The sequence below is a fragment of the Mycobacterium sp. smrl_JER01 genome, assembly GCF_048513595.2.
In the GTDB taxonomy this organism is placed as follows: domain Bacteria; phylum Actinomycetota; class Actinomycetes; order Mycobacteriales; family Mycobacteriaceae; genus Mycobacterium.
Genome location: NZ_JBLXXK020000001.1, coordinates 1,471,826 through 1,489,716 on the forward strand (window position 1 = coordinate 1,471,826; position 17,891 = coordinate 1,489,716).

At 66.4% G+C, this 17,891-nt stretch carries 13 protein-coding genes; 7 read left to right on the top strand and 6 right to left on the bottom strand.

Going from position 1 to position 17,891, the window contains the following annotated elements; all coding sequences use genetic code 11:
* The first annotated feature begins 83 nt into the window (after nucleotides 1–83).
* Together ACNUDN_RS07040 and ACNUDN_RS07045 are read left to right on the top strand one after the other, a co-directional pair.
* On the top strand, nucleotides 84–947 hold the full coding sequence (locus ACNUDN_RS07040; protein ID WP_419121278.1) for an alpha/beta fold hydrolase: 864 nt from the start codon (nucleotides 84–86) through the stop codon (nucleotides 945–947).
* A gap of 74 nt (nucleotides 948–1,021) precedes the next feature.
* On the top strand, nucleotides 1,022–2,236 hold the full coding sequence (locus ACNUDN_RS07045) for an AI-2E family transporter (RefSeq protein ID WP_419121279.1): 1,215 nt from the start codon (nucleotides 1,022–1,024) through the stop codon (nucleotides 2,234–2,236).
* A gap of 50 nt (nucleotides 2,237–2,286) precedes the next feature.
* Here the strand turns inward: ACNUDN_RS07045 and ACNUDN_RS07050 are convergent, their stop codons facing one another.
* The 4 genes from ACNUDN_RS07050 to sdhC form a co-directional block, all read right to left on the bottom strand.
* Entirely contained in the window at nucleotides 2,287–3,069 is a 783-nt protein-coding gene (locus ACNUDN_RS07050; RefSeq protein ID WP_419121280.1) for a succinate dehydrogenase iron-sulfur subunit, read from the bottom strand.
* 70 nt (nucleotides 3,070–3,139) lie between these two features.
* The gene (gene sdhA / locus ACNUDN_RS07055; RefSeq protein WP_419121281.1) at nucleotides 3,140–4,894 is read right to left on the bottom strand and encodes a succinate dehydrogenase flavoprotein subunit; all 1,755 of its coding nucleotides are present in this window, start codon (nucleotides 4,892–4,894) and stop codon (nucleotides 3,140–3,142) included.
* A gap of 13 nt (nucleotides 4,895–4,907) precedes the next feature.
* The gene (locus ACNUDN_RS07060; protein ID WP_419121282.1) at nucleotides 4,908–5,381 is read right to left on the bottom strand and encodes a succinate dehydrogenase hydrophobic membrane anchor subunit; all 474 of its coding nucleotides are present in this window, start codon (nucleotides 5,379–5,381) and stop codon (nucleotides 4,908–4,910) included.
* A gap of 14 nt (nucleotides 5,382–5,395) precedes the next feature.
* A complete protein-coding gene (gene sdhC, locus ACNUDN_RS07065) occupies nucleotides 5,396–5,824 on the bottom strand; it encodes a succinate dehydrogenase, cytochrome b556 subunit (protein WP_419121283.1) in 429 nt (142 codons plus the stop codon).
* Between the two features lie 216 nt (nucleotides 5,825–6,040).
* On the opposite strand from sdhC, the gene ACNUDN_RS07070 reads away from it, so the two are divergent.
* The 3 genes from ACNUDN_RS07070 to ACNUDN_RS07080 all read left to right on the top strand — a co-directional run bounded on the left by ACNUDN_RS07070 (nucleotide 6,041) and on the right by ACNUDN_RS07080 (nucleotide 8,959).
* The gene (locus ACNUDN_RS07070) at nucleotides 6,041–6,463 is read left to right on the top strand and encodes a cytidine deaminase (protein WP_498450147.1); all 423 of its coding nucleotides are present in this window, start codon (nucleotides 6,041–6,043) and stop codon (nucleotides 6,461–6,463) included.
* A gap of 80 nt (nucleotides 6,464–6,543) precedes the next feature.
* The gene (locus ACNUDN_RS07075; protein WP_419121284.1) at nucleotides 6,544–7,860 is read left to right on the top strand and encodes a thymidine phosphorylase; all 1,317 of its coding nucleotides are present in this window, start codon (nucleotides 6,544–6,546) and stop codon (nucleotides 7,858–7,860) included.
* A 10-nt stretch (nucleotides 7,861–7,870) separates the two neighbouring features.
* A complete protein-coding gene (locus ACNUDN_RS07080) occupies nucleotides 7,871–8,959 on the top strand; it encodes an adenosine deaminase (protein ID WP_419121285.1) in 1,089 nt (362 codons plus the stop codon).
* 51 nt (nucleotides 8,960–9,010) lie between these two features.
* On the opposite strand, the gene ACNUDN_RS07085 is transcribed toward ACNUDN_RS07080, so the two are convergent.
* Nucleotides 9,011–12,037: a beta-propeller fold lactonase family protein gene (locus ACNUDN_RS07085; RefSeq protein WP_431959594.1), complete on the bottom strand. Its 3,027-nt coding sequence runs from the start codon at nucleotides 12,035–12,037 to the stop codon at nucleotides 9,011–9,013.
* Between the two features lie 249 nt (nucleotides 12,038–12,286).
* Nucleotides 12,287–13,534, bottom strand: coding sequence for a protein export chaperone SatS (satS, locus tag ACNUDN_RS07090; protein ID WP_419121289.1), 1,248 nt, complete (start codon nucleotides 13,532–13,534; stop codon nucleotides 12,287–12,289).
* A gap of 150 nt (nucleotides 13,535–13,684) precedes the next feature.
* On the opposite strand from satS, the gene ACNUDN_RS07095 reads away from it, so the two are divergent.
* Both ACNUDN_RS07095 and ACNUDN_RS07100 read left to right on the top strand, forming a co-directional pair.
* Nucleotides 13,685–14,566: an LLM class F420-dependent oxidoreductase gene (locus ACNUDN_RS07095; protein ID WP_419125049.1), complete on the top strand. Its 882-nt coding sequence runs from the start codon at nucleotides 13,685–13,687 to the stop codon at nucleotides 14,564–14,566.
* 232 nt (nucleotides 14,567–14,798) lie between these two features.
* The gene (locus ACNUDN_RS07100; RefSeq protein ID WP_419121290.1) at nucleotides 14,799–17,891 is read left to right on the top strand and encodes an ATP-binding protein; all 3,093 of its coding nucleotides are present in this window, start codon (nucleotides 14,799–14,801) and stop codon (nucleotides 17,889–17,891) included.

Below are 17,891 nucleotides of genomic sequence, written 5' to 3' on the forward strand. Positions count from 1 at the left end.
CTAACCCCCAAAGTTCACTTGACAGGTTACACACCCTCGGGTTCACTGTACCTAACCGGTAAAACTATTTAAAGGAGTTATTCATGTCTGTGGTCCATCATCGTTTCGCGACCGTGGACGGTCACCGCATCTTCTACCGCGAGGCGGGTGACCCCGGCGCCCCGGTGATCGTGTTGCTGCACGGCTTCCCGACCAGCTCGTTCATGTTCCGCAACCTCATTCCCCAACTCGCCGACCGGTACCGGGTGATCGCGCCGGACTTCCTCGGCTTCGGCTACTCGGACGCGCCGTCGGTCGACGAGTTCGACTACACCTTCGATGCACTCGCCGCGCTGGTCGCCGGACTGCTGGCACAGCTCGGCAGCACGCGGCACGCGATCTACGTCCAGGACTACGGCGCACCGATCGGTTGGCGGCTGGCGCTGCGCGATCCGCAGTCGATCACCGCGATCATCACGCAGAACGGCAACGGCTACGACGCCGGATTCGTCGCTGAGGGCTGGGCGCCCGCGTGGGACTACCAGCGTGAGCAGACGCCGCAGACCGCGGCCGCGCTCAGCCAGATCCTGACCTTCGAGGCCACCAGATCCCAGTACCTCACCGGGGTGCCCGACGAGAGCGTGGTCAGTCCGGACACCTGGCATCATGATTTCGCCCTGCTGTCCCGGCCGGGCAACGACGCGATCCAGCTCAAGCTGTTCCTCGATTACGCGACCAACCCCAAGCTGTATCCGGCGCTGCACGACTACCTGCGCGCCAGCGGTGTTCCCCTGCTCGCGGTGTGGGGGGACAAAGACCCGTTCTTCGGTCCCGACGGGGCGCGCGCCTTCGCCGAGGATGCGGCCGACGCCGAGATCCATCTGCTCGACGGCGGTCACTTTCTGCTGGAGAGCGCATTGGCAGAGGTCACAGCCCTGATCCGGGACTTCCTGTCGCGCCGCCTCTAGTCACCGGGGGACCGGCTGGACGCGGCGGCCCGCTCGAACAGTTCATGTTCATCAGCATTGGGTAGAAAAGGCGGGTGGACGATAAGACGGCGCAGGTCGCCGGTCGCGGCTCGGTGTTCAAAGCCCACCTTCGGTCGGCGGCAACCGCGGCGGTGCAACTGGTCGCGGTCTCCGCGGCGCTGTGGGTGCTGTCGTGGGTGGTCGGCAAGACCTGGGTGATCATCCTGCCGGTGGCGCTGGCGCTGCTCGTGTGCACGGTGCTGTGGCCGCCGGTGCGCTGGCTGCGCCGCAAGAAGGTGCCCCCGGCGGCCGCAGCGCTGTTGGTCATGGTCATGGGCCTGGCCGTGGTGGCCGGCCTGATCGCCGCCGTCGCGCCCGCGATCGTCGATCAGGCCGCCGAGCTCGCCGAGCAGGCCACCGCGGGTGTGGTGCAGGTGCGGGACTGGCTGGACGGGCCGCCGCTCAACATCAGTGAAGCGCAATTGAATTCGGCGGTCGAAGCGATCAACGACACCCTGAACTCCAGCAGCGCGCAGATCGCCGCGGGACTGTTCACCGGCGTCGGGGCCGCCACCTCGGCGCTGGTCACCTTCTTCACCGCGGTGGTGGTGACGTTCTTTCTGCTCAAGGACGGGCCCGGCTTCATCCCGTGGTTGCGCCGCGCCGTGGGGATGCCCGCGGCCCCGCATGCGGCCGCAATCCTGGAGCGCGTATGGGCCACCATCAGCGGGTTCATCCGGACTCAGGCGGTGGTCAGCCTGGTCGACGCGGTGCTGATCGGCATCGGTTTGGTCATCATGGGCGTGCCGCTGGCCTACGCACTGGCCATCATCACGTTCATCGGCGGATTCGTGCCGATCGTCGGCGCCTTCGTGGCCGGCGGTCTGGCGGTGCTGGTGGCACTGGTCGCCAACGGCCCGGTGAACGCGCTGATCGTGCTGGGCATCATCGTGGCTGTGCAGCAACTGGAAGGCAACGTGCTACAGCCGTGGCTGCAGTCGAAGTCGATGAAGCTGCACGCGGTGCTCGTGTTGTTGGCGGTGACCTTGGGCGCCACCACGTTCGGGGTGATCGGTGCGTTCCTCGCGGTGCCGGTGGCCGCGGCGGTCGCAGTGATCCTGCGGTACTACGACGAGCAGGTGGCGATGCGCGCCGGTGAGGACATGGGATCCGCGGCGCCGGACGAGACCGGCACAAGCGACGACGGGGACGGCGACAGCGCGAGCGACGACGGGGACGGCGACAGCGCGGAAAGCCCCTCCGAGGCCGAGGAGACGGCCGACTCTTGACGGAACCGGCGCGCCGTGCGACACATTGTGCGGCACGCCGGTGGCAGCGTTCAGCGCGCGAACATCAGCGCGCGTTTGACCTCCTGGATCGCCTTGGTCACCTCGATGCCGCGCGGGCAGGCTTCGGTGCAGTTGAACGTGGTACGGCAGCGCCACACCCCATCGACGTCGTTGAGGATGTCGAGCCGTTCGGCGGCACCCTCGTCACGGCTGTCGAAGATGAACCGGTGTGCATTGACGATCGCGGCCGGTCCGAAGTAGGACCCCTCGCTCCAGTACACCGGACAGCTCGTCGTGCAGCATGCGCACAGGATGCACTTGGTGGTGTCGTCGTAGCGTGCGCGGTCGGTCTGGCTCTGAATCCGTTCGCGGGTGGGCTGATTGCCCGACGTGATCAGGTACGGCTTGATCGCCTTGTAGGCGTCGAAGAACGGCTCCATGTCCACGACGAGGTCCTTCTCCACCGGTAGTCCGCGGATCGGCTCGATCGTGATGGTCAACTGTTTCTTCGGATTCTTGGGCAGCATGTCGCGCATCAGCACCTTGCACGCCAACCGGTTCACGCCGTTGATGCGCATCGCGTCCGACCCGCACACCCCGTGCGCGCAGGACCGGCGGAACGTCAGAGTGCCGTCCAGGTACCACTTCACGTAGTGCAGCAGGTTCAGCAGCCGGTCGCTGGGTAGGCACGGCACGCGGAAGCTCTGCCAGCCGGCGTCGTCGGGGGACTCCGGGTTGAACCGGGAGATCTTCAGCGTCACCATCACCGCGCCCTCGGGCACGGGCGGCAGTTCGGAATCGCCGGTGTCGGGCTTCTCCAGAACGGAGGTCATCTCGTCTCCTCGCGCAAGCGCTCGTCAGTGCTGTTCGGTTCCTCGCGCAAGCGCTCGTCAGCCGTCATCACTAGTACTTCCGCTCCATCGGTTCGTACCGCGTCTGGACCACGGGCTTGTAGTCCAAACGGATTTCGGACAGCAGGTCATTACCCTGCTTGTAGGCCATCGTGTGGCGCATGTAATTGGTGTCGTCGCGGTTGGGATAGTCCTCACGGGCATGCCCGCCGCGCGATTCCTTGCGGTTGAGCGCGCCGACCACGGTGACTTCGGCGAGCTCCAGCAGGAAGCCCAGTTCGATCGCCTCGAGTAGATCGCTGTTGTAGCGCTTGCCCTTGTCCTGCACCGTGATTCGCGAGTAGCGCTCCTTGAGCGCGTGGATGTCGGTCAGCGCCTGCTTGAGTGTCTCCTCGGTGCGGAACACCGCGGCGTTGTTGTCCATCGACTGCTGCAGCGCACCGCGGATGTCGGCGACACGCTCGTTGCCGTGCTCGGAGAGGATGTCGCCGACCCAGCCGACCACCATATCGGCGGGGTTCTCCGGCAGCTCCACGAAGTCATGTCCCAGTGCGTAATTCGCCGCGGCGATACCGGCGCGGCGGCCGAAGACGTTGATGTCCAGCAGCGAGTTGGTGCCCAGCCGGTTGGCGCCGTGCACCGACACGCACGCGCATTCGCCGGCGGCGTACAGGCCCGGGATGACGGTGGTGTTGTCCGAGAGCACCTGACCGTTGACGGTGGTCGGAATGCCGCCCATCACGTAGTGGCAGGTCGGGTAGACGGGCACCAGCTCCTTGACCGGATCCACGCCCAGATAGGTGCGGGCGAACTCGGTGATGTCGGGCAGCTTGGCTTCCAGCACGTCCTCGCCGAGGTGGCGCACGTCGATGTAGACGTAGTCCTTGTTCGGTCCGGCGCCACGGCCTTCGAGGACTTCCAGCACCATCGAGCGCGCGACGATGTCACGCGGCGCGAGGTCGACGATCGTCGGCGCGTAGCGCTCCATGAAGCGCTCACCCTCACCGTTGAGCAGCCGGCCGCCCTCGCCGCGCACGGCTTCGGAGATGAGGATCCCGAGCCCGGCCAGACCCGTCGGGTGGAACTGGTGGAACTCCATGTCCTCCAGCGGAAGTCCCTTGCGGAAGATGATGCCCAGCCCGTCGCCGGTCAGGGTGTGGGCGTTGGAGGTGGTCTTGTACATCCGGCCCGACCCGCCGGTGGCGAACACGATCGCCTTGGCGTGGAAGACGTGGATGTCGCCGGTCGCCAACTCGTAGGCGACGACGCCGGTGGCCACCGGGCCCGACGCGGTCTCGGTCAGTGTGATGTCGAGGGCGTAGAACTCGTTGAAGAACTCGACGTCGTGCTTGACGCAGTTCTGGTAGAGCGTCTGCAGGATCATGTGACCGGTGCGGTCGGCGGCGTAACAGGCGCGGCGTACCGGGGCCTTGCCGTGGTCACGGGTGTGGCCGCCGAAGCGGCGCTGGTCGATCCTGCCCTCGGGGGTGCGGTTGAACGGCATCCCCATCTTCTCCAGATCGAGCACCGCGTCGATGGCCTCCTTGGCCATGATCTCGACGGCGTCCTGGTCGGCGAGGTAGTCGCCGCCCTTGACGGTGTCGAAGGTGTGCCACTCCCAGTTGTCTTCTTCGACGTTGGCCAGCGCGGCACACATACCGCCCTGGGCGGCGCCGGTGTGCGAGCGCGTCGGGTAGAGCTTGGTCAGCACCGCGGTGCGGGCCCGGGGCCCGGCCTCCACGGCCGCCCGCATGCCTGCCCCACCGGCGCCGACGATGACGACGTCGTAACGGTGTTCAACAATCATTGCAGCTCTCCAGTCAGGAAATCGTCGCGTCGAACGTCAGCAGCACGTAGGTGCCCAGCACCAGCGTGAACGCCATCGACAGTGCCAGCAATGCGTTCAGCCAGAATTTCGTGGAGTCCTTGCGGCTGTAGTCGGCGATGATCGTGCGCATGCCGTTGCCGCCGTGCAGCTGGGCCAGCCACAGCAGCAGCAGGTCCCAGGTCTGCCAGAACGGGGAGGCCCAGCGCTGCGCGACGTAGTTGAAGTCGATGCGGTACACACCGTTCTCCCACATCAGCATGATGAACAGGTGGCCCAGCGCCAGGAACACCAGGACGACACCGGAGAACCTCATGAACAACCAGGCGTACTTCTCGAAGTTGGGCATCCCGCCGGCGCGCCGCGGGGCGCGCGGGTTGTCCAGACCGGCGGGCCGGTCGAAGCTGCGCTGCATGACCGGAGCCGGTCCGCCGCGGTCGCTGATGTGGTCGTAGGGGTTCTCGGCCATCTTCTTTCCTGTAATCACAAGAACCTCTCCGCCATGTGCATCCCGATCACGCCGAGCGAGGCGATCATCACCGCGATGAAGACTCCGGCGACCACCCACAGCATCGTGCGCTGGTGGCGCGGACCCTCCGACCAGAAGTCGATCAGGATGATCCGGATGCCGTTGAGCGCGTGGTAGAGCACCGCGGCGACCAGACCGATCTCCATCAGACCCACGATCGGGGTCTTGTAGGTCTCGATGATCTCGTTGTAGGCCTGCGGACTGACCCGCACCAGGGCGGTGTCGAGCACGTGGACGAACAGGAAGAAGAAGATGGTCGCGCCCGAGATGCGGTGCAATAGCCAGGACCACATGCCCGGATCACCGCGGTAGAAAGTCCGGCGTCGCGTCGGTTGTGATCGCGGTGCCGGTGTGTCGGTGTCGGCTGCTGCCGCGGTACTCATGTGCCCTCCAACGCCATCGGTGGACGTCCGAAGCTCGGTCCTGAAAACGGAGCCCCAAACCTCGGGGCGACTCTAATCCCCTACGTAGTGTTGAACGAACTAGCGTGAGGCCGTATGCCCTGGTTCAAGGGTAGAAGTTAGGGTGCCCTATCTGGGACTTCGGGTCACGGGACGGAGTGTTCGGAATGCATTCAGAATCAACTCGGATGTCATGACATGACTATGGATATCGATTGGAAAATGTTGCGCCGCAAGGCAATCGACGTCTCCAAGCATGCCTACGCGCCGTACTCGCGGTTCCGGGTGGGAGCGGCCGCGCTGGTCGACGATCACCGCATGGTGGCCGGATGCAATGTGGAAAATGTCTCATATGGTCTAGGTCTCTGTGCCGAGTGCGCAGTGGTCTGCGCCCTACATTCCGGGGGTGGCGGACGGCTGGTCGCACTGTCGTGTGTCGGCCCCGACGGGGAGGTTCTGATGCCGTGCGGGCGGTGCCGGCAGCTGCTGCTGGAGCACGGTGGGCCGGGACTGCTGATCGATCACCCGCTGGGGCCACGGCCGCTGAGCGAGCTGCTGCCGGATGCGTTCGGACCGGAGGATCTGGCGCGGGGTCGAGTACCGGTCGAGGAGACACCGTGACCGATCGCGCCTCCGACTCCCCAGGTGCCTCGCCTCTCGATGCTCCGCGTCCGATGTCGCCTCTCGATGCTCCGCGTCCGATGTCGCCTCTCGATGCTCCGTCGATCATCCGGACCAAGCGCGACGGCGGCATCCTCTCCGACGCGGCGATCGACTGGGTGATCGACGGCTACACCCACGGCCGGGTCGCCGACGCGCAGATGTCGGCACTGCTGATGGCGATCTACCTGCGCGGCATGACCAACGCCGAGATCGCCCGCTGGACGGCGGCGATGATCGCCTCGGGGGAGCGGCTCGACTTCACCGATCTGCGCCGCTCCGACGCCCCCGGAAAGCCGCTGGCGTTGGTCGACAAGCATTCGACCGGCGGCGTCGGCGACAAGATCACCATCCCGCTGGTGCCCGTCGTGATGGCCTGTGGCGGCGCGGTGCCGCAGGCGGCCGGGCGCGGCCTGGGGCACACCGGCGGCACGTTGGACAAATTGGAGTCCATTCCCGGATTCACCGCCGAGATCTCCAAAGCCCAGATCCGCCAACAGCTCTGCGCGATCGGCGCGGCGATCTTCGCCGCCGGCGAGCTCGCCCCGGCCGATCGCAAGATCTACGCGCTGCGCGACGTCACCGCCACCACCGAGTCGCTGCCGCTGATCGCCAGTTCGGTGATGAGCAAGAAGATCGCCGAAGGCACCCGGGCGCTGGTGCTCGATTCCAAGGTGGGCTCGGGGGCGTTCCTGGACACCGAGGCCGAATCGCGGGAGCTGGCCCGCACCATGGTCGAACTCGGTACCGAGCACGGGGTGCTGACCCGAGCGTTGCTCACCGATATGAACGCCCCATTGGGATGCACCGTCGGCAACGCCATCGAGGTCGTCGAGTCGCTGGAGGTGCTCGCCGGCGGCGGTCCCGCCGACGTGGTGGAGCTGACGCTGGCCCTGGCCCGGGAGATGTGCGACGCTGCGGGCCTCGACGGGGTGGATCCGGAGCAGACGCTGCGGGACGGCACGGCGATGGACCGGTTCCGGGACCTGGTCGCCGCGCAGGGCGGCGACGTCAGTTGTCTGTCGCCGGACGCGCTGCCCCGGGGTGCGCATTCGGAGACCGTCAGTGCGCCGCGCGGTGGCACGATGGGGGACATCGACGCGATGGCGGTGGGACTGGCGGTGTGGCGGCTCGGAGCGGGCCGCTCGATCCCCGGCGAGCAGGTGCAGTACGGCGCCGGGATGCGCATCCACCGAAGACCGGGCGAACCCGTCGCCGCGGGCGAGCCGCTGTTCACCCTGTACACCGATACCCCGGAACGGCTGGCGGGTGCGGCGGCCGAGCTTGACGGCGCGTGGAGCGTCGGCGACACCGCGCCGGCCCGGCGCCCGCTCATCATCGACCGGATCAGTATGTGAGGAGGTTCTCGTGAAGACACCGTTGACACTCGACAACATCCGCCGCGCGCCCAAGGCGCTGCTGCACGACCACCTCGACGGCGGACTGCGGCCCTCGACGGTGCTCGAGCTCGCCGAGCAGTACGGCTACGGCGAGCTGCCCGCCGGTGACGTGGACAGTCTGGCGACCTTCTTCCGCACCGCGGCCCACAGTGGGTCGCTGGTGCGCTATCTGGAGCCGTTCGCCCACACCGTCGGCGTCATGCAGACCGCGGACGCGCTGCACCGCGTGGCCCGCGAGTGCGTCGAGGATCTCGCCGCCGACAACGTCGTCTACGCCGAGGTCCGGTTCGCGCCCGAACTGCACATCGACGGCGGACTGTCCCTGGACGCGGTGGTCGACGCGGTGCTGGCCGGTTTCGCCGACGGGGAGAAGTCCGCGGCCGCCGACGGCCGAGCGATCACGGTGCGCTGCCTGGTGACCGCGATGCGGCATGCGGCGCGTTCGCGCGAGATCGCCGAGCTGGCGATCCGGTTCCGGGACAAGGGTGTGGTCGGGTTCGACATCGCCGGCGCCGAGGCCGGCTATCCGCCCAGTCGGCATCTCGACGCGTTCGAGTACATGCGAAGCAACAATGCCCGCTTCACCATTCACGCCGGCGAGGCGTTCGGTCTGCCGTCGATCCACGAGGCGATCGCGTTCTGCGGGGCCGACCGGCTCGGGCACGGGGTGCGTATCGTCGACGACATCGAATTCGACGCCGAGGGCGGCCCGAAGCTGGGCAGGCTGGCGGCGCTGTTGCGGGACAAGCGGATTCCGTTCGAGATGTGTCCCAGCTCGAACGTGCAGACCGGGGCCGTCGCCAGCATCGCCGAGCATCCGTTCGATCTGCTGGCGCGGCTGCGGTTCCGGGTGACGGTCAACACCGACAACCGGCTGATGAGCGACACCACCATGAGCATGGAGATGCTGCGGTTGGTGGAGGCGTTCGGCTACGGGTGGAGCGATCTGGAGCGCTTCACCATCAACGCGATGAAGTCGGCGTTCATCGCGTTCGACGAGCGGCTGGCGATCATCGACGAGGTGATCAAACCCCGCTATGCGGTGTTGGTGGGGTGAGCCGTGTTGGCGGGGTGAGAAGGGCCACCCCTCGCGCGCAGCCCCTGCCGATCAGCTGACCGCCGGGGTGGTGATCGGCGTCTCTTTGTAGGTGAGTATCCCGGACTCGACCTTGTCGGCGCTGTCGAAGTAGACGTTGGTCAGATCCCAGGTGGTGTTGTACATCGTCAGCACGAACCGGCCGTAGAGGCGATCGACGGGATCCGACGAGTACACCCGCACCGCGGTGTGCGGCGGCACGATCACCGTGGTTCTGTCGGTGAAGGTCCTCTTCTCACTCCACTGATGTCCGAACTCGACCTGGAAGGAGAGGTTGACGATCCTCTTCACGGCCTCGCCCGTTTCCGCCTTGAAGGTGAGTTTCCAGCTGATCGTGTTCGTGATCTCGCGGCTGACCGTGATCTCGCGCCGTTGTTCGACGCTCGTGTCGTTGATCAGCGATCCTGGTGCGGGCACCGGATCGTTGTAGTAGAGCTCACCTCGGGAACTATCGAAGTCACAGGTGGCCAGCGAGCCTGCGTAGCACAGCTGGTTGAGAATCTGCGCCTGTTGCTGCCCGGACGGTCCGTCGAGCTTGATCACGGTACCCGGGGCATCGAGGAGGTAGATCTCGAGGCGGTCGCCGTTCGTCTGGCACTGACGGGGAGACGCTGCGCCGCAACCGGTCTCCGGGCTGTAGAACAGTCCGAAGACGAACATCCGGGCGTAGTACGGCTGTTGGCCATCTGGCAGCGAGAAGTAGGCATAGGCCAAGTTGTCGTCGAAGAAATACTTGACGACCTCGAAGTCGAGGTAGGTGCCTGGAGCGACGACCGTTCCCAACCCTGGGCCGCCGTTCTCGTAGATGCCTCCGCGCAAGGTCAACGTCAACTGCTCGCCGCCGACGTTGTAGACGTGGAAGCCCTTGGTGGAGCCCAGTAGTTGGGTGGCCGGAGCCGCGACCGGCAACGGGTCCAGGGCGAGCTCGGACAGGGTGCCGTCGTACAGATTGCTGACGAACGCGCGCTTGCCGTCGGCGCTGAGCGCCAGATCCTCGGGGCCGTCGCCGACCGCGATGCGGGTCACCACCGCACGCGCGGCGAGGTCGATCACCGCTACCCGGTTGGCGTAGGACTCGGTGACGTAGAGATGGTTCCCGTCGGGGCTGAGTGCCAGGGCCGACGGCGACCCGCCGACCAGGATGTCGGTCACCGTGCCGGTGGTGGGGTCGATCACCGACACGCTGTTGCTCTGGAAGTTCGCGGTGTAGACGCGACGACCGTCGGCGCTGACCACGACATCGGTGGGGCGGCCGCCCACGGCCAGTGTCGCGGTCACCGTGCCGGTGCTGGTGTCGATCACCGAGACACTGTCGTCGGCGAAGTTGGTGACATACAGCGTGCTTCCGTCGGGGCTCACCGCTGCCGCCGAGGGGCGGCGACCGACGTCGATCACGCCGATCTTGCGGTTCGTGGCGGTGTCGATGACCCACACGTTGCCGTCTGTGCCGTTGACGACGTAACCCACCGAGCCGTCCGGGCTGAGCGCAATCGCCGTCGGGCCGGCGCCCACCCCGAAGGTGTCGAGCACGGAATGGAGTCCCGGGCTGGCCAGGTCGGTGTCGATCACCGTGGCCGTCCCGGCGGTGGAATTGACGACATAGAGGCGTTTTCCGTTGGGGCTGAACGCGATTGCCGAGAACTCACTGCTGTCCTGGATGAACGCGACGGGTGTTCCGCTGTCGTCTTCGACATAGTGGGCCGCGCCGACGTCAATCGTGCCGGTGACGGTGCCCCTGGTTGCGGAACCGATGGCGGTGTCGATCACCGACACGGTCTGATCAGCCACCAGGACGTACGCGCGGCTGCCGTCCGGGCTGAGCGCCATCCGGACCGGACCGTTCCCGACTGCAACAGTAGGCCCGTTGGGGGCGGTGAGGGTCACGCTGACCGGTACCTCGGCCTTGCCGGTGGTTCCCAGGAAGGGAAGGCGGAACCCGTCGTCGGAGACCTCGACGGTGAAGGTGTCGACACCACCCGCCGCGGTCAACCCGGCGCCGGGGGTGTAGGTGTACCAGCCGTCGGCGTCGACGACGACGGTGCCATACCTCGGGGCAGAGACGAGCCGGTAGGTCAGTCGGTCTCCGTCGACGTCAAACGCGTTGACTGCGCCGCGGATGAGTCCGTCGCCGGTTTGGACGATCTGCACCGGTGCGGCGGTGGGATCCGAGTTGAACAGGATCCTGCCGACCTCGCGTCGCACGAACGCCGCCACCACCCACGCCAGTGTCGGCTCGCCCGATCCCTTACCGCCGGGAAACGCCGCCAGGCTCTGCACCACACCGAGCACATCGGAGACGATGGAGCCCAGCGCGGACCAGAACTTTGCGGCCGGCCTTGCGGCCACGGGTCGCTGAACCTTCACCGGCTGCGTCTCGGGGGCAGACCTGTTGATGACGCTGACGCTTGTCACGGACGCTTCAGGCGGCACGTCGGCCGACATCTCGGCCGCCAGGCGTTGCGGTTCGGCATCGTCTCCGGCGACCGCGCCGGCTTCGGCAGTTGCGGACTCCTGCTCCTGCTCTCGATTCGTCGTCAGCTGCGCGGCCGGCCTGGCATTCCAGACTGCGCTGCCAGACTGCGAAGTCTGCAGGTGACCGTCGGCGATCTCCGAGCGCTCAGCATCCGATCCGTCCTCGAGGGGGGAGTCGGGGATGTCAGGCGCGGCACCATCCTCAGAGAGCTCGTCCCCGTCGTCCTCGGAGAGTTCGTCCTCGGCGAGTTCGTCCTCGGCGAGTTCGCCCCCGGAGAGTTCGTCCCCGCCGTCCTCGGCGAGATCCGCGTCGTCGGGTGCATCGTCACCGGGTTCGGGGTCCTCGGCCGCGGACGCATCGGCCGACTCGGTGGACCGCGTCGGGGTCGACGGCCGCGCGGAGTCACCGGGGGAGGCGTCAGGCGACGTCTCGGAGGACTCCGACGACGATTGCCGGGACACCGAATCGGTGTCGGGCGAATCGGCGGTGGCCGTCCCTGCTCCTGTGATGGTCGCCCATCCCAGACCTGCAGCAAAGACAAGAGCCCCCATGCGGGATGGTTTCATCAACGCCACTCACCCTCGTGAAGTGGCCAGACTCGGCTAGCCACACTTCTGCGATGCGTGAGAACAGTATTATCGCAAACCGGCGCCGAAGGCCGTTGACGGAGCAGAAAATATCCAGGCGTTCATCAGACATTCACCCGCGTTCGCCGCCGTCGGCCCAAGCCGCGCCGGCGCGTGCGTCGTGTGCTGTCACGTATCGCGTGTCGTCCGCCGTCGACGGTTGACGCACCACACCGAAGGGCGCCGGATTCACTCCTGGCGCAGGCGGGACTCCACGAAGGACTCCAGCGATTCCCACTGGGCGACCGCGTCGGCGAACGGCGCGTTCGGGCGAGCCACGGATTTCGGGTCCAGTACGTGGCCGATCACCCGGCCCAGCGCGGTGTCGGGCGCGAGCTTGGCTTCCACACTCGCCTCCTCGGCGTAGTCACCGATGTCGCGCAACAGTTCGACGGCGAGCGCCAGCTGGTCGCGGTCGAGCGCGTCGGGCCCCTCGGCGAGATCGTCGACGATGCCGGTGAGCACGTAGATGTTGTCGTCGGTGACCTCGACATTGAGCGAGCCGTCGGTGGCCGCGGTGCGGATGTCGTCGTAGGTGGCCAGGTCTGACAAGTCGTGGTCGTGCTCGTCGGCCAGGTAGCGCGCCAGTGCGCGCTCGGAGCCGAACACGCTGATGCGGCCGTTGCGACCCAGGAAGATGGGCTGGTCGTTGAGGTAGCAGCGCAGCGTGTAGAACGTCCCGCTGCTGGTCATCATCCGCACCGGGTCGATCCCGACCCGCGCCCAGAAGTCCTTGTCGCTGCCGAGCACCCTGGTCTCGGCGGCGGCGGTGAGCTCGTCGACCTCCTCCTCGGTGTCCACGATGTCGTCGATGACCAGGTCGTCGACGATTTCGGGGGCCGCCTCGTCGAGTTCGGCCTGGGCTTTCTCCGCGACAGCGCGGTCGACCTCGGGAATGGTGATGATCGCGTCCAGCGCCTCGATCACGTTGTCCCAGCCCTTGGCGATGATCTTCTCGATCTCGGCCCACCGTTTGCGCCCGGCGCGGCCGGAGAACGCCTCGACCCCGCCACCGACGGTCCCGAGCATCGGGTGGCCGTTGAAGAATTTGGTGACCGCGGGCAGTTCGCACACCGAGCCCATCGACGACACCACGGCCAGCGCGCCGTGCAGCGCCCGCACGCTGTCCTCGGTCGGCTTCTGCGAGAGCAGTTCCTCGAGCACGACCAGGTCGTGGGTGTTGTCCTCGGTCGGGGCGAGCCGGTGGGCGTTGGCCTCGGTCAGCTTCTGCCAGGCCGGATGGTCCACCAGGTCGTTGTCGGTGTCGGTGCGCACGAAGGCGGCCAGGTCGGCGACCGATTCGAGCACGTAGAGGTCCTCGTCCTTGCCGAGGAAGGCTTCCCATTCGTCGCCGTCGGCGCGCCAGCGCGGCGCCCACAGGGTGTACACGTCGCCCTTGGTCAGCTTCAGCCCGATCGGCACGATGTCAGCAGCCATGCGGCACAGCCTAACCACCTGGCCTGTCGGGGCTGAGGGGATGTCCACGGGGTGCGTCGGGGAGGGTGGTCAGGCTGTGCCGCACCGTTGCCGTACCGCAACCCGTTCGTCGCTCGGCGTGTTCGTCAAGCCTGCGATGATCGCGAGGTGATCAGATTCGGTCTGCACGGCCTCGGCATCGGCGCGGGTGCACAACGCACCGTGATCGACGCGGTGGCCGCCACGGCCGAGCGATCCGGATTCGCGACGCTGTGGGCGGGCGAGCACGTGGTGATGGTCGACGAATCATCCTCGCAATACCCGTACAGCGAGGACGGCCAGATCGCCGTCTCGTCGGACACCGACTGGCTCGATCCGCTGGTCGCGCTGAGCTTCGCTGCGGCGGCGACGAACCGGATCGAGTTGGCCACCGGGGTGTTGCTGCTGCCCGAACACAACCCGGTCATCACGGCCAAGCAGGCCGCGTCGCTGGACCGGATGACCGGCGGCCGGCTGTCGCTGGGCGTGGGCCTCGGCTGGTCCAGGGAGGAGTACGACGCGCTCGGGGTGCCCTTCGAGCGACGGGCGCGTCGACTGAGCGAGTATGTCGCGGCGATGCGCACCCTGTGGCGCGACGATGTGGCGTCCTTCTCCGGGGAATTCGTCTCGTTCGACCGGGTGCGCTGCAACCCCCGGCCGCACGGCCGGTCGATCCCTGTGGTGCTGGGCGGTAACTCCGACGCGGCGCTGCGCCGGGTCGCCCGGTGGGGCGACGGCTGGTACGGCTTCAACCTCGCCGATGTCGAGGAAGCGGCGTCCCGGGCGGCGAAGCTGCGGGAACTGTGCCGCGAGGTGGGGCGCGACCCGACCGAGTTGCGGCTGGCCGTCGCGCTGCAGGATCCGGTGCCCGGTGATGCGGCCAGGCTGGCCGACGCGGGTATCGACGAACTGGTGCTCGTCGCGAGTCCACCCGCGGACCCGATTGCCGCGGAGGCGTGGATCACCGATCTGGCCGCGAAGTGGTTGCGGGTCCGCACCGGACCTCACCACTGATTCGCGACTTTTGACTTGCGACTGGAATGCGCGGTGCATCATCCCGTCGGGCGCCAGAACCCTTGGAAACCCTGATTGCGACCACGATATGGCAGACACGTCTGAGCAGCAGTGACACGATATCGACGTGAACGATGCCGGGGACGGCAGCGGTGCGTTGACCTCAGCGGACGTAACCTGCCGGTGTGGCACGCAATTGAGCGCGACAGCCAAGTATTGCAGCGAATGCGGCGTGCCAGTTCGACCGTCGCGAGCATCGGCGGAGTACAAGCAAGTCACGGTCTTGTTCGCCGACGTGGTGCGTTCGATGGACATCGCCTCCACAGTTGGGCCGGAGCGAATGCGCGAGATTATGGCCGAGCTTGCCGACCGCTGCTCGGCAGTGGTCCTGCAGTGCGGCGGCACGGTGAATCAGTTCACCGGTGACGGAATCATGGCGGTATTCGGGGCACCGATCGCGCTGGAGGACCACGCGGTCCGCGCCTGCCTGGCCGCTTTGGGCATTCAGGAAGAAGCTGACCGGCTGGCAGTCGATGTGCGAAACCGCGACGGTGTCGACCTGAGCCTGCGGGTCGGGTTGAACTCAGGCAGGGTGATCGCCGGCGAGATCGGGACCAGACCGTTCGGCTACACCGCGATCGGAGAGCAGGTGGGCATGGCTGAGCGGATGGAGTCCGTCGCGTCGCCCGGTGGTGTGATGCTGAGTGCGTCGACTGCGCGCCTGGTCGAGGGCACTGCAGCTCTGGGTGAGCGTGAATTGGTCCGCATCAAAGGGGCTCGCGAGCCGGTTCCCGCTCATCGGCTCATCGGCATGGCTGAGCATCGCGGACCGGTTCGCCGCACTGAGACAAACCTCGTGGGCCGCGGGTGCGAGCTGAGGGCGGTCGACGGTTTGTTGAACCGCGCGATCGACGGTCACGGCTCGGTGGTCAGCGTGGTGGGCCCGCCCGGGATCGGGAAAAGCCGTCTGGTGCGGGAGATTTCGGCCATCGCCGCTTCGCGCGGGTTCGAGGTGTTCGTCACGTTCTGTGAATCGCACACCAGCCAGATCCCTTTCCACGCTGTGAGCCGACTTCTGCGGGTGACCAACGGAGTGGAGGGCCTAAGCCCCCGGATTGCGCGCGATTGGGTTCGCAGAAGGCATCCCGATGCAGCTTCGGATGACATGCTGCTGCTCGATGACTTGCTCGGAATAGCGGATCCGGATGTCGAACTTCCTCAGATTGATCCCGACGCGCGGCGTCGGCGGTTGACGGCTCTGGTGAACGCGGCGTGGTTGGCGCGGGGTCGGCCGGCGGTCTACGTCGTGGAAGACGCGCATTGGATCGACTCGGTCAGCGAGTCGATGTTCTTCGAGTTCCTGGCGGTGATCGCGCGGACTCCCTCGCTGGTGGTGATTACCTACCGCCCTGAGTACGAAGGCGCACTGGCACTTCTACCGGGTTTGCAGACCATAGGGCTCGAACCGCTGAGCGATGAAGAATCCACCGCGCTGATGGCCGAGTTGCTCGGATCGGACACCACAGTCGAACCGATCGGCCGGATGATCAACGAGAGAGCTGCCGGCACTCCCTACTTCGCCGAAGAGATCGTGCGCGAACTGGCCGAGCGGGGCGTATTGCGTGGCAGACCCGGCGAATACGCGTCGACCGCAGATGTTGCCGAGATCATCGTACCGGCGACACTGGAGGCCACCATCGCGGCGCGCATCGACCGTCTGAATCCGATGGCCAAGCGGACGCTGTGCGCTGCGGCGGTCATTGGTGCGCGATTCGGTGCCGACCTGTTGGCGGACGTGGGTGTCGACCCAGCGGTTGACGCGCTGGTGTCGGCCCATCTGATCGATCAGGTGGTCGCGAGGACCGGTCGACCAGAGTGCGTCTTCCACCACCCGATGATCCGCGCGGTTGCCTATGAGTCACAGCTCAAGGCCGAGCGGAATGAGTTGCACCGTCGCGTGGCCGCCGCTATCGAAGCTCGAGATCCGGGGTCGGCGGACGAGAAGGCTGCCTTGATCGCCGACCACTTGGAGTCGGCAGGTGATCTTCAGGCCTCATATCGGTGGCACATGCGCGCCGGGAACTGGTTGACGCACCGCGACATCGCCGGTGCGCGGGTCAGTTGGGAGCGGGCACGTCAGGTGGCCGACAGGTTACCCGTCGACGACCCCGGGCGCATGGCCATGCGTATCGCGCCGAGAACCCTGTTGTGTGCGACGGCCTGGCGGGTCGGCGGAAGTTTGGACGACGACGGTTTCGACGAGCTGAACCGATTAGCCTCTGCCGCAGGCGATAAGACCTCCGCGGTAATGGGTATGACCGGGCATGCCACATTGATGCAGTTCCACGGGAAGTACCGGGAGGCATCACAACTGGCGTCGCACCAAGTGCAACTCCTTGATTCGATTGCTGATCCCCGTTTGACTGTCGGCCTGTCGATTACACCCGTAATCATCAAGTGGGCTACCGGTGAAGCTGCTGAAGCTCTGAGACTGAGCCAGCGGGTGATCGACGCATCGGGAGGTGACCCCGTGATGGGCAATCTGATCCTCGGGTCGCCGCTGGCGTTCGCGCTGGCTCTGCGCGCGTCGTCCCGGTGTTGTCTGGGACTGCCTGGATGGCGAGTCGACTTCGACGAAGCAGTCGCGCTCGCCCGCAGAGTAGACAAGTTCACGTTCTGCGCTGTCGTCATGTTCAAGTACATCGCCATCGAAAGTGGCGCACTGGTGTCCGATGACGATGCCCTGCAGGATACGGCCGAGGCCTTGGAGATCGCCGCACAGATCGGCGACGACTTCGGCCTGACCAACGCCGAGTTCACTCGCGGAATAGTCCTGGTCCGTCACTCGAACGCTGATCGTGATCTGGGTTTCACCCTGCTGCACCGTGCTCGTCAGGCAGCTCTGGATCACCGGAACCTCATCGTCGCCGCGTGGTGCGTCGACATCGAACTCGCAATGGAAAAGAACCGCGCCGGTGACTACGACGGGGCGATCGACCTGTGCAAAGTCGTGCTTGACCGCGAGGTCGCGGCAGGAGAGATGACCAACCGCGGATGGTGCACCAGCGTCCTTGTTGAGGCGCTGCTCAATCGCGGTCGCGACGAAGACGTCGACCAAGCGCACGCCGCTGTGGCACGGCTTGCCGCGACGCCGGTCGACACTGGTTTCGTTTACCACCAGCTTCATCTGCTGCGACTGGACGCGATGCTGAGCAGGGCACGTGGCGACGACGTTGCTTACCGCGACTACCGGGATCGCTATCGCGCAATGTCGACATCTCTGGGATTCGAAGGACACAAGCAGTGGGCCGAGGCGATGACATGA